Origin of the sequence: Portibacter marinus, assembly GCF_021533195.1 — a bacterium.
GTDB classification, from domain to species: domain Bacteria; phylum Bacteroidota; class Bacteroidia; order Chitinophagales; family Saprospiraceae; genus Portibacter; species Portibacter marinus.
In genome coordinates this window covers 211273-224418 of record NZ_JAJNKB010000001.1, presented here as the reverse complement: position 1 = coordinate 224418, position 13146 = coordinate 211273, and the positions used below count along the sequence as shown (strand labels likewise).

General features: G+C 40.6%; 12 protein-coding genes, 1 other RNA gene and 1 pseudogene. 11 read left to right on the top strand and 3 right to left on the bottom strand.

What is annotated here, in order from left to right; genetic code table 11:
* Positions 1-22 precede the first annotated feature (22 nt).
* Positions 23-697: a CDP-diacylglycerol--serine O-phosphatidyltransferase gene (gene pssA, locus L2567_RS01035; RefSeq protein WP_235295824.1), complete on the bottom strand. Its 675-nt coding sequence runs from the start codon at positions 695-697 to the stop codon at positions 23-25.
* Positions 698-721: 24 nt separating this feature from the next.
* Positions 722-1882: a S1C family serine protease gene (locus L2567_RS01030; RefSeq protein WP_235295823.1), complete on the bottom strand. Its 1161-nt coding sequence runs from the start codon at positions 1880-1882 to the stop codon at positions 722-724.
* A gap of 39 nt (positions 1883-1921) precedes the next feature.
* On the opposite strand from L2567_RS01030, the gene L2567_RS01025 reads away from it, so the two are divergent.
* On the top strand, positions 1922-2767 hold the full coding sequence (locus L2567_RS01025; RefSeq protein ID WP_235295822.1) for an aminotransferase class IV: 846 nt from the start codon (positions 1922-1924) through the stop codon (positions 2765-2767).
* Here the strand turns inward: L2567_RS01025 and fmt are convergent.
* A complete protein-coding gene (gene fmt, locus L2567_RS01020) occupies positions 2758-3678 on the bottom strand; it encodes a methionyl-tRNA formyltransferase (RefSeq protein WP_235295821.1) in 921 nt (306 codons plus the stop codon). The genes L2567_RS01025 and fmt overlap by 10 nt on opposite strands.
* A 92-nt stretch (positions 3679-3770) precedes the next feature.
* Here fmt and L2567_RS01015 point away from each other — a divergent pair, with 92 nt between their 5' ends.
* From L2567_RS01015 to L2567_RS20985, 10 genes and pseudogenes are all read left to right on the top strand, one after another.
* Positions 3771-5540, top strand: a complete 1770-nt coding sequence (locus tag L2567_RS01015; RefSeq protein WP_235295820.1) for an OmpA family protein — start codon at positions 3771-3773, stop codon at positions 5538-5540.
* Between the two features lie 2 nt (positions 5541-5542).
* Entirely contained in the window at positions 5543-5860 is a 318-nt protein-coding gene (locus L2567_RS01010; protein ID WP_235295819.1) for an SCP2 sterol-binding domain-containing protein, read from the top strand.
* Positions 5861-5933: 73 nt separating this feature from the next.
* On the top strand, positions 5934-7649 hold the full coding sequence (locus L2567_RS01005) for a GMC family oxidoreductase (protein WP_235295818.1): 1716 nt from the start codon (positions 5934-5936) through the stop codon (positions 7647-7649).
* A gap of 2 nt (positions 7650-7651) precedes the next feature.
* A complete protein-coding gene (locus L2567_RS01000; protein WP_235295817.1) occupies positions 7652-8368 on the top strand; it encodes a gluconate 2-dehydrogenase subunit 3 family protein in 717 nt (238 codons plus the stop codon).
* Positions 8369-8431: 63 nt separating this feature from the next.
* Positions 8432-8528, top strand: an RNA gene (gene ffs, locus L2567_RS00995) — signal recognition particle sRNA small type.
* A 25-nt stretch (positions 8529-8553) separates the two neighbouring features.
* The gene (gene fsa / locus L2567_RS00990) at positions 8554-9210 is read left to right on the top strand and encodes a fructose-6-phosphate aldolase (protein ID WP_235295816.1); all 657 of its coding nucleotides are present in this window, start codon (positions 8554-8556) and stop codon (positions 9208-9210) included.
* 474 nt (positions 9211-9684) lie between these two features.
* Positions 9685-11211, top strand: a complete 1527-nt coding sequence (locus tag L2567_RS00985) for a sulfatase family protein (protein WP_235295815.1) — start codon at positions 9685-9687, stop codon at positions 11209-11211.
* Positions 11212-11286: 75 nt separating this feature from the next.
* Complete coding sequence (locus tag L2567_RS00980; protein ID WP_235295814.1) at positions 11287-11649, top strand: hypothetical protein; 363 nt, start codon at positions 11287-11289, stop codon at positions 11647-11649.
* A gap of 208 nt (positions 11650-11857) precedes the next feature.
* The gene (locus tag L2567_RS20990) at positions 11858-12388 is read left to right on the top strand and encodes a beta-L-arabinofuranosidase domain-containing protein (protein WP_319942124.1); all 531 of its coding nucleotides are present in this window, start codon (positions 11858-11860) and stop codon (positions 12386-12388) included.
* Positions 12366-13117: pseudogene (locus tag L2567_RS20985) on the top strand (beta-L-arabinofuranosidase domain-containing protein); the annotation flags it as partial. The gene L2567_RS20990 and the pseudogene L2567_RS20985, both read left to right, overlap by 23 nt.
* Between the last annotated feature and the right edge of the window lie 29 nt (positions 13118-13146).

Sequence of the window (13146 nt, the reverse complement as noted above, 5' to 3'; positions counted from 1 at the left end):
TCGATGAGATCGATTCAAAGATCTACGAAAGTGTTTCTTTTATAAAAAAACCATTAATTACTGCCAGAAAAATATAGGTAATCATTAGAACAGCTATGGTTAGTCTTGGCATTAATAGTAAAGATAGCAACCCAGCACCAGCGATGACAGCAAAATAGATCTTGACTTTCGATGATCCAAATTGTTTGAAGGAAAACATTTTAATACTGGAAACATTGAGCAGTGCCAGTCCAATGGCTATGAACAAGAAAGGCAGGAAGTTTAGACTTAGACCAGTGAGAAAAAAACGTGCATATACTAAACCACACAAGGTTAATCCCGAAGCTGGGATGGCCAATCCTTCAAAAAAATTGGATTTGCTTTCTGTGACATTGAATCGGGCCAGTCGTACTGCCCCTGCGACCACTATACAAATGGGACCTAAAAGAAACCACCATTGACCTGCACCTGCGAATGCCTTATAATATAGTATCGCCGGTGCCACCCCGAAAGTGACAACATCTGCCAGGGAATCTAGTTCTCCACCGATCGGTGAGCTGACATTTAAAGCTCTGGCAACCATACCATCAAATACATCAAAAATCCCTCCTGCGATCACCAAGTAAACCCCAATATCCAGATCTCCACTCATGATGGCAAGCAGACCACACGTGAGGTTCAGACAAGTCAGAAAGTTTGGAATATTTTGCTTTATCATGAAGATTCTAAGGTAAACAATTTTCTAACTACTGCTACCTAATTTGATTTCGACATCTTGCACTTTATTGTCTCGCCTAATTTTCACATTGACCACATCGCCTACATTATATTTTTCTAAAGCAAGAATTAAATCATTATTGGATCCCACATCGACATTCTCGACTCCTATAATGACATCACCCAATTGTATTTCTCCATTCCCGTCTCTCGTGGTTCCTCTCAAGCCCGCTCTGGCTGCCCCGCTTCCTCTCGTGACATTGATGATCAATGCGCCGTTAAGATCCATTCGATCTGCCACTTGCTGGTTTGTGAGCAACTCGACCCCAAGCACAGGTCTCTGGATTCTGCCATACTGAATAAGATCCGGGACTGCCCATTTCACCACGTCTACCGGGATAGAAAATCCGATTCCGGCACTTGCACCTGAGGGGCTGTAAATGGCAGTATTCACTCCGATTAATCGTCCACTTGAATTCAAAAGAGGTCCGCCTGAATTTCCTGGATTGATGGCTGCATCTGTTTGTATGACATCTCTAATAGGCCTGCCCGATTGCGAATTGATTTCTCGACCAAGAGCACTTATTACCCCGGTGGTTAAAGTATAGTCCAGTCCAAATGGATTTCCAATGGCATATACAGATTGACCAACTTTCAGATTTTCAGATATGCCTAGTGGCAAAGGCTCCAGTTTGCCGCCGGTATAGTCGATCTTTAAAACAGCCAGGTCTTTCTCAGGTGCAACACCAATCAAGTCAGCCTGATAGCTGGTTTGATCGGCAAAGGTAACCCGGGCACTTGAAGCACTACGGACCACATGATAATTGGTAATGATATGCCCATTTTCATCCCACACAAAGCCAGAACCGGATCCAGCAGGAACTTCCTGTTCATTTCTGGACCAATAATCTCTCTTGATGGTACTGGTAGTAATATAAACTACGGATGGTACAGCTTGCTCGAACAGGTTGATGGTTTTGACCTCATGGGGTGTCAATTCTATCGGAAGATCCCCAGGATCACGTTCCCGATCTTTTTGATATGAAACCTCACCAGCTTCATCTGTAGAAGCTACTGTTTTTTCTGAGGCTTGTTCCGGTTGCTGGGCGTTATTCCATGCAGTCCCAACGAAAAATCCTACGACGATGAGTAGGACCGAGATGATAATTCTGCCTATACTTTTCATGTTATATGATATATTTGCTCTAATTAAATGGTTAAACGAATGTCTAAAGCTTTTCATTATTACAACGGTGAATTCGTCGAAAAAGATCAATGCTACATGCATGTGACTGACTTAAGTATACAAAGATCATATGCAGTATTCGATTATTTTATATTTATCGACAGAGTACCACTTTATATTGATGATTATATCCAGCGCTTTAAGAATTCAGTTCGTAAAATGGGTCTTCAGTTTCACTTGACTAAGGAGGAGGTAAAAGCGATTGTTCGAGAGTTAATCAAAAGAAATAACATAGACAAAGGAGGCATAAAATTTATTTACACAGGTGGATATGCTCCCAATGGTTACGACGCTACCATCCCTAATTTTCTGATTATGCATCTTGCGTACCCAGTAATTCCTGGAGTTTATTACAAGGAAGGTATTAAGTTGTTGCTTGAAGAATATATCAGAGACTTTCCTACAGCGAAGACCACAGATTATTTCTTCATCCTAAGTCTCAAGGAAAAGGTGAAAAGACACGATGCATTTGATGTTCTATATCACAAAGAAGGTATCATCAGCGAATCGTCTCGATCCAATTTTTTCATCATCGATAAAGATGGAAAACTTTGTACCACAAATCAAGGCATTTTGAAAGGGATTACCAGAATGAAACTGATAGAAAGTTGTGGAGAAGAGTTGGAAGTCGTTGAACGAACCATAACTACGGAGGAAATTCCTACGATTAAGGAAGCCTTTCTGACCTCTTCGGTCAAACGCGTGATCCCGATCCGACAAATTGGCAAACACACTATAGGCAACGGAAAGCCTGGCCAGGAGACGATGGCTTTAAGACAAAGACTTGCGGAGTTTGATAAAAACTATATTCAACTTCACAAATAATCTATGATATCTAGGCCATTGAGCAATGCTTTAATGTCCATGCGTTTTTTTCCCTGTAGCTGAACGTCTTCCAAAGCCACAAAACCATCTAGAACGGCTACATGGAGATAATTTTTATTGTCCGAAATCAGTCTGCCGGGAGCAATATTATGATGGACGTGAATATTAGAAGTTTTAAACACTTTCATGGTGTATCCTGAAAAATTAAACCAGGCTCCGGGAAATGGATTCATTCCTCTTACGAAATTACGTACATGCTCCGCTTCCTGGTGCCAGTCAATTTCTGCCACTTCTCGATTAATTTTGGGCGCTTTTGAAGCTTGTGCGGCAACTTGTGGTTTTAGTTCAATTTTGCCTTCCTGCACGGCAAATACAGTTTGTAATACAATCTTAGCTCCCAGATGCATCAATTTTTCATAGACTTCGCCGGTCGTTTCCTCTTCTCCTATTGCAATGCTTTCCTGGAACAACAAATCCCCTGTGTCTATTTCATGCTTTAATTTGAAAGAAGTTACTCCTGTCTCTTTTTCACCATTAATGACTGCCCAGTGAATAGGAGCGGCGCCTCGATATTTAGGTAGCAAACTGCCATGTAGATTGTAGGTGCCAAGTGGAGGCATATCCCAAACCACCACTGGCAGCATACGAAATGCAACTACGATTTGAAGATCCGCCTTGAGAGACCTAAGCTCATCCAGGAAAGCCTCAGACTTAAGATTAGACGGCTGAAGAATGTGTAAGTTTTCTGCCAGCGCATATTTCTTCACAGCAGATTCAATGAGTTGATTTCCACCTCGACCACCATATTTATCTGTGGAAGTGACAACACCCACTACATTTACGCCATTGTCAACTAGTATTTTGAGACTCGGAACAGCAAATTCAGGAGTACCCATGAAAATAACACGCATATTTGTTGTTTTCCTTATAAATAGCTAAAATAAGAACCAACCACAAATAAATCAGGTTGTATTATCGTAAATCATGACAATTAAAAAGTAAAATGAGAAATTGTTTGTTCATCATGCTTTTAGCAGCCACCAAAGTCTTTTCACAGGGCTCGATTGTGGAAGGTTATGTATTTGAAGAGGATAACAGAGGATATTTGAATCAGGTGAGTATTGACTTTTTCGAACTGAAGAAAGATAGTTTTATAGTAAATGTCAGATCTGATAAAGATGGATTTTTCACAGCAGAACTGCTGGCGGACAAGCAATATCGACTAGAAGCCTATAAAGATGCCTTTGAAAAGAAGGCTATCACATTTGAAACGAATGCGCTCGAGAAAACTTTCCTTAAGATTCCTATGTCAAGAGAAGAGGGTTACTTGTTCGAAGTAACTTTAGCGCCTAAGAGGGATGATGAAAACCAAGAAGTACAGGCCATAACAGGCGCATTGATAGAGGTCTATAATAATACGGCTGAGCAAGAAGTGCTTGTCCTGAAAGATCATCCAAACCCTGACTTCCGGGTAAATTTCACCAAAGGAAACCACTATACCATTATGATTCGAAAAGATGGATACCTTGTAAAGAGGATGGAAGCTTTTGTCAATGTGGAAGGTTGTATTCTTTGCTTTGAAGGGGTAGGAGAAGTCAGGCCAGGTGTGGCTGACAATTTAACAGAAGGTCTGTCTATGGGCACACTTTTAGCAAATGTAGAAATGATCCCTATTTATGAAGGAAAGATTATAGAACTGCAGAATTTGTATTATGAATTTGGCAAGTCCGCGTTGTCGAGAAAGGCAAAAGAGATTTTGAGGAATCTTGCTGATATCATTCAGGATAATCCACATTTAAGCATAGAGCTTGGATCCCACACAGATGCAAGGGGAGGCGCTGAGGACAATCTGGAATTATCACAAAAACGGGCGCAAGCTGCCGTTGATTTTTTAACCGGTGAATTAGAAGTTTCTTCAGACCGGATTGTGGCGGTAGGGTATGGTGAAAGTCAGATCAAAAACAAATGTCTGGAGGGAGTGGATTGTACAGAGGAAGAACATGCTGCGAACCGGAGAACCGAAATAAAGATTTTGGAGATGAATCAAAATGCTGTTCCCATAAAAAGTTTGACTGAAATAAAATTTGAAGAGCAGTTTCTAAAGAAAATATTGGAAGGTGAGGGAAGTGAAACGATAGTCTATGAGAAGGAACAAGTAGAAGTCGATATGGATACCGCTCACTTTGATGTCAAGGAAGTTTTTATGGAGACATCGAATGAAGTGGATGAAGTTGATTCAACCCTTACAGAGCACATAGATCTGCCTCAAAATGAAGTCTTAGATACAGTCAATGTATCAATCTCCATTTCTCTTACAGATACGACAGAAGTTGAAAGGGTGGATGATAGGCAAATTGAAAAAGAAACTCAAGTCTCTCCAACCTCAAATGACATGGTTTTTCTTGATGGCCAAACTCAAATGGAAGCCAAAAAAGAAATCGCTAATGCAAATAGGACTTCAAGAGACACTGCATTGGAGAACATCATCAGAAAGAAGAAGGAACGTGATATGAATGAATTGGGTAAGGATGCGTATTCCGGATATCGAGTAGTGGTGCACTATTCTAATTTGCCGATTCCTGCAGATCACAAAATTTATCGCACATTCCCTGAGATTTTGACCTATCGTACAGCACAGAAGAATGTATTGTATATGGTAGGTGAATTCGAGAGTCAGGAAGAGGCTGAAACTTGGAAAATTGAAAATATTGAGGAAGATTTCCCAAACGCTTATGTAGTAGAATTTGTCAATGGATTAAGAATAAAACAATAAAAATGACAGCAAAAGAATTTTTAATGGATTTGCCTGATAAGGTTGCTCCAGAAGCTATTGAAGGAGTTAACACCAGGTTTCACTTTATTTTGGATGCCCCGGATGGTCAAAACATTACAGTGGGGATTGAAAACGGTGAAGCATTTAGTAAAGAGGGTCTCGAAGGGGAACCCACATGTGTGGTAAAAGCCAAGTCTGATAACATGTTGAAAATATTGAAAGGTGATATGAATCCCATGATGGCGGTCCTGACAGGTAAGTTGAAGATTAGCAACCAGAGTGAGATGATGAAGTATGCTAAGTTGTTTGGATTGATGTAAGAAGATATTCAGAGGGGTTTTCTTGTGGACGCACACAAAATTCTTATCTTAACTGCATCAAAAAGAAAATAGTATGCAGATAAAGGAATCAGCTAAGGTCTATGATGCCATCATTGTAGGTTCTGGTGCTGGCGGTGGAATGGCGTGTAACATATTGGCCAACAAAGGATTGAAAGTGGCCCTATTAGAAGCTGGGCCATTTTTTGACCCTAAAGATCCCCAAACCATGACTCAGCTTAAGAACCCCTGGGATTCGCCCAGGAGAGGAGCATCAGTGACGAGGGCTTTTGGTGATTTTGATATGTCATGGGGAGATTGGCAAGTGGATGGAGAACCTTATACCACAAAAGATGATACGAAGTTTATGTGGTGGCGTTCCAGAATGCTCGGTGGTAGAACTAATCACTGGGGAAGAATTTCATTACGCTTTGGTCCGGTAGATTTTAAACACAAGGATGTAGATGGTTTGGGTGAAAATTGGCCGATCACCTATGATGAAGTAAAACCATATTATGACAGGTTAGATAAAATGATTGGCGTTTTCGGGACTAAAGAAGGCTTGCCCAATGATCCGGATGGTTATTTTTTACCACCACCGAAGCCAAGACTTCACGAATTGTACTACGCAAAGGGAGCGAAGAAACTAGGTATTCCTGTTATTCCTTCTAGACTTTCCATTTTAACGAAGAAAATCAATAACGATAGAGGTGTTTGTTTCTATTGCAGTCAATGCGGAAGATCATGCTCAGCATATGCCGATTTCTCATCGGGTTCATGCCTTATTTTTCCTGCACAGAAAAGTGGTCAGGTAGATCTCTACACCAATGCTATGGTACGGTCAGTGACGACCAATGATGAAGGTTTGGCCACTGGCGTATCTTATATTAATAAAGACGATAGAAAAGAATATCAGCTCAAAGCCAGAACAGTTGTGTTAGGTGCCTCTGCTTGTAGTACGGCCAGAATATTACTCAATTCAAAAAGTGCACAACACCCGAATGGATTAGGAAACAGCAGTGATCATGTGGGTCGCTACTTGCACGATTCGACGGGTGCTGGAAGATCGGCCTTCGTACCTGCATTAATGGATCGTAAGCTTTACAATGAAGATGGAGTCGGTGGCATGCATCTGTACACTCCGTGGTGGGGAGATCATTCTAAACTGGATTTCCCAAGAGGATATCACATCGAAGTTTGGGGCGGATTAGGCATGCCAGCTTATGGGTTTGGTTTCAATATCTCAGAAATGAATAAATACATTGGCGGTGCGGTAGGTGGATATGGCGATAAGTTGCGGGACGATGTAAAGAGATTTTTCGGTGCCATTGTAGGTTTTGGCGGAAGGGGTGAAGCCATTGCCAGATATGATAACAGATGTGAATTGGATCCGGATGTGGTAGACCAATTTGGGATACCGGTTTTGAGATTTGACTATAAATGGTCTGATTATGAGCGATTACAGGCCAAACATATGACGGAGACCTTTGATGAGATCACACATGCGATGGGAGGAATTCCAATGGGTGATCTACCTGGTCCTGAAAGCGATTATGGCTTGCTTGCGCCAGGTCAAATCATTCACGAAGTCGGAACGACAAGAATGGGCGACAATTCACAAACATCAGTGACCAATAAATATTCTCAGCTGCACGACGCGAAAAATGTATTTGTTGTCGATGCTGGAGTTTTTACATCCCAAGCTGATAAAAACTGTACATGGACCATTATGGCACTCAGTATGAGGGCATCGGAGTACATTGCAGATCAAATGACTAAGAAAAATATCTGATCATGGATAGAAGAGATACGTTAAAAACTTTACTAGTAGGCGCCGTTGCTGGTGTTACCGTAGGAAGTGCTGCAAGCTGTCATCCTGATAAAGCAGCAAACGCTGTAACTGTAGGTGCAGGAGAAAAATTTTATGGAAGGACTCCAAAAGAATTGGAAAGAGACAATAGAATAAGATCTCAAAAGTATCTGACCAATCATGAGTTAGAGACCATTGCGGTTTTATGTGACATTATTTTACCATCCACAGCATCTGCAACGTCAGCAACGGGTGCCGGTGTACCTGCATTCATAAAATTTATCGTGAAAGATATTCCTTCGCATCAATTGCCAATGAGGGGAGGTCTGGCATGGTTAGATCTGGAATCTAATAAAAGATTCAACAAGCAATTTCAGTTTTGCACCAAGGCACGACAGATAGCCATTATCGATGACATTGCTTATCCTGATGAAAACAATGAAAAGCCAGACATGGCGCCGGGCAGGAAATTCTTTAATCTAATGAGGAATCTAACTGTAACTGGATACTATACCAGTAGAGAAGGATTTAAAGATTTAGGATATGTTGGAAATCGCCCAAATATTTGGGATGGTATCCCTGAGGAAGTTTTGGCAGAGCATGATGTAGACTACGATCCTGAGTGGATTGCGAAGTGCGTGGATCAGTCCAAGCGTGATGTTATTGCAAAGTGGGATGACGACATGAATCTAATTTCATAAGACAACCAAGAACTTTCACCCTCAAACTTTGACAGTAAAGTAATTTCTGTTACTTTTGCCGTTGGTGAGGGTCATACGGTCAGCTCCCTCTGAACTCCCCCAGGGTAGAAATACAGCAAGGGTAGGGGGTTGAGCGACGTCGGTATGTTTCCTCACTTTTTTATTTTATCTCTAAATCAAAAGATATGCGTTTTTTCATTGATACCGCTAATATAGATCAGATTAAGGAAGCCAGAGATTTAGGAATTCTGGATGGTGTTACCACTAATCCTTCCCTTATGGCTAAAGAAGGCATTTCTGGAGATAAAAATGTGAGAGATCATTATGCTAAAATTTGTGATATCGTAGATGGCGATGTGAGTGCTGAAGTGATTTCTACTGATTGTGAAGGGATTATCAAAGAAGGAAAAGAATTAAGTCAAATTGCTCCCAATATCGTTGTCAAGGTACCTATGATCAAAGAAGGCATTAAAGCCATCCGTCATTTGACCGATAATGGCATTAATACAAATTGCACCCTTGTTTTTTCTCCCGGACAAGCTATTCTGGCGGCAAAGGCTGGAGCTACTTACCTATCCCCTTTCATCGGTAGAATAGATGACATCACCTGGAATGGCATGGACCTGATCAGAGATATTGCAGAAATCTACGCCATACAGGGATATGAAACAGAAATTCTGGCTGCATCGGTTAGAAGTTCTTTGCACATTGTAGAAGCGGCAAGATCCGGTGCAGATATCGTGACCTGTGGTCTGGATGCCATCTTGGGTTTACTCAAGCATCCATTAACTGATATTGGTCTTGAAAAGTTTTTGGCAGACCATAAGAAAAGTAATTCTTAGACTAAAGTCAGTTTAATCTTATTTCTAATCTTCAGCCCTCATTTCCTCCTTACAGAGTATCCTGCTTGATATATACCTTTTATTGATTGAATTGATCCGCTAGCATAGAAGCAGATTGACGATTTGTTCTTAACAGATCTAGAATGCAGTCTCATTAGTAAAACTAGAACCCTTACTTTCAACACTACTTATCAATTAGGGCATGTCATACTATATTTCAGGAAAAATCAGCTGTGCTGGCCTTCTGTGAATACCTACGGCCTTTACGAATTTTCGCTAATCGCTTCTGCCATGATTTAGGATTTGTCAGGTCTTATCATTGCTTTTGTGGAAAGGTATGCCTGACTTCACATCACTCTATTCTTTGAAGTGATTCATGTCTTGGAATCATCTAGCTCACTTTGTTTCATAAAATTATCCCTACCTATAAATCGCTATCAACAGAAATGATTAACTTAAGGATAAATGAGTATTATGATTAAATTCAAACCTATTTTTCCCCTCTTTATTTTATTAATTTCATTAGAATTATTCTGTCAGGAGGTCAGTCCAAATATCGTAATCATCTATGCAGACGACATGGGTTATGGCGATCTCAATTGTCAAAATTCTGATTCCAAAATCCCAACACCCCATCTGGATCGACTAGCAGCGGAGGGAATGAGGTTTACAGATGCACATAGTTCATCGGGCATCTGTTCGCCCAGCAGATTTGCACTATTGACAGGGTCCTATCACTGGAGGAGACAGCACGAAATTGTAGGTTCATTTGGTCCACCATTCTTCAAAGATTCTGATGTTACATTGGCACACGTATTACAGAATGTAGGATATGAGACCGCATGCATAGGAAAATGGCATCTGGGATGGGATTGGGAATTTATCAATGAGCCAAGTGAAACAGTAGAACAGTGGGGGAGAGAACGTCCATTTTATGGGCCTGATGATGTGGTATGGGACGAGCCTATCAAAGGAGGACCTTTAGAAAGGGGCTTTAATTATTACTTTGGTGATGGTACGATCAACTTTCCTCCCTATGCCTGGGTTGAGAACGATCGCGTGATGGAAGCACCTACAGAAATTATGGATATCAACAATATAGGTTATGATATCAGAGAAGGCAGTTGGGAATTCAGACCCGGTCCAAAAGTAAAGGATTGGAATCCTTATGAAGTTCTTCCTACCTTGACTAAAAAAGCAGTTGAATGGGTTCATCTACAAGATGCATCACAACCTTTTTTCCTTTATTTGGCTTTGCCCTCCCCACACGCTCCCATCATCCCTAATGACAAATTTATTGGCAAATCAAACGCTGGTGGGTATGGAGATTTTGTGGTACAGACAGATGATGTGGTCGGGCAAGTATTGACTGCGCTTCGAATGAAGGGCCTGGAAGAAAATACCATCGTGATCTTCACTTCAGATAATGGTCCGGAAGCTTATGCCTGGCCAAGGGCCAGAGATTTTGGACATTTCAGCATGGGCAACCTAAGAGGATTAAAGAGAGATGTCTGGGAAGGAGGGCACCGTGTTCCATTTATATTTAAATATGAAGGAGTCATCAAAGGAGGAACAGTGAGCGATGAAGTCATTTCGCAAGTTGATATTTTTGCCACCTTAGCCAGTATGCTAAACATTGATCTAGATCCAGCCACCGCTCCGGATAGCTATGACATCAGTTCGATCCTTAACGGCCAGTCCACTTCCACGCCAATTCGTCAAGCGACCATACACAATACTTATGAAAGCATATGGGGTATCAGGAAAGGAGATTGGCTGATGATCACTGACAAGACTGGTGGTCATCGTGAAATTCCAGAATTCTTTAAGGAAATAAAAAACTATGAGGATTTTAGAACAGATAGTTTGCTTTTTAATATGGAATCAGATCCTCAACAGCTTCAAAATCTCTATTTGGAATACCCGGACAAAGTTAAAGAATTAAATAAATTATTAAAGGATCATCGTCAATCAAAATCAAGTGTTGATAGAAGTCAATAATAATAAATATATTGAATATCAATAGTTTATCTTGCTTTTGAGGAACTATTATACACAAAAATTTGTAGTAAAGGTATGAGTGATAAGAAAAAGAAGTATTTAGAAAAAGCCATGTCTTGGCTATCAAGTAAATCCTATTCAGAATTGAAGTCCATTGGCGAAGCGCATGAAGACCCCAAATGCTTTAGCAATAAGCGAACGGGTGATACCGTACAACCTTCGATGAGTTTTAGATCCAAGCGAGGAGGACGTAGTTATTTGGATATTGCTTTGAAAACGGATAAAGTACAATCCTTAGTAACAAAATGGAAGCTATTAAGCACATGGGCTAAAATGAAAAGCGGACAATTGTATCTACTCGCTCCTAAGGGACACAAAATGTTTACCAAGCGATTGGTTAAAAAGTATGATCTGGACGCAAAAGTGGTTTCCGCTTAATATAGCACCATTTAATAGACCTCAAGTAAACAGTAGCATCACAGAAATTGCACGACATCCTTTGTGCTAGTCATAAACTACATAATGGTGTGCGTGTGGTTTTATAGATGTATTTAAAATTGTTTCTCCAATTCTATTGTCTTAGTACCTTTCTGTTTATCTTTTAGGCAAATTTCAGACGATCCTATTCATTCAAACTTTTCTTTAAGTGATTCAACCTATTTGTCTATGCATTGCTGCTTTTCTTTCTTTTGTTTCCTGTAGTTCGTTTGAATTTCAAAGGGAATCAGATAAGCAAAAATTACAAGCCGTTCCATATCATCAAGTAGAATTACAGGATAGTTTCTGGTCTCCACGCCTCAAAATACAGAAAGAAATCCTTGTACCCTTTGCGCTCAATAAAACCAGACCTGCAGTTGAAAATTTACGGAAAACTGCTGCATTCCTTGATGGAGATACAACAGATCTTCCATTTCCACATCGATACATTTCTTCAGACTTGTTTAAAGTTATGGAAGGCGCAGCGCTATTACTTAAAGAGAATCCGGATAATGTATTAGAGTCCAAGTTGGACAGCATCATTGATATCATAGGTCAGGCCCAGCAAGAAGACGGTTACTTATACGTTGCCCATATTACAGGTGTATCGAAAGATCACAGCCACTGGGGTGGAGGAGGAATGGGAGACCGTCCCTATTCATGGGTAATTCACAGCCATGAATATGGGACATATGTATGAAGCCGCAATTGCCTATTTTCGTTCGACAGGAAAAGATAAATGGTTAAAGATAGCAGAGAAAAATGCACAGCACATCAATCGTGTGTTTTTCGAAGCTGACCCTAACTATAATAATGGTCAACCGGTCAATCAAGCACCTGGTCACCAGGAAATTGAATTAGCGCTTGTCAAGTTATATGAAGTGACAGGTAATCAACTTTATCTGGACATGGCACAAAACTTCTTAAATATAAGAGGAGTAACGTATATTCCTGAAGGAGAAAAGTATATGTCCGCTACTTATTCACAGCAACACCTCCCAGTAGCTGATCAGCGAAATATACAGGGACATGCGGTCAGGGCCATGTATCAATTTTCCGGTATGGCAGATGTGGCTTCTACTACTTCCTCTAATAAATATGATGAGGCATTGCAATCGGTGTGGAGAGACATCACTAACAATAAGATGCACATTACAGGAGGTTTAGGTGCTTTGCATGGAATAGAAGGATTTGGTCCTGATTACTACTTGCCCAATAAATAAGCTTACAATGAGACTTGTGCTGCAGTAGGGAATGTTCTATTTAACTATAGAATGTTTTTGTTAACTGGTAATGCTGAATTCATTGATGTTGCGGAAATTGCAATGTATTGGCAGGTATTAGCTTAACAGGAGATGCATTTTTTTACGTCAATACTTTGGAATCTGATGGTAGCACTCCGTTTAGTTTCGGCGCCGCAGGAAGATCACCATGGTTTAGTACCGCTTGCTGTCCGTC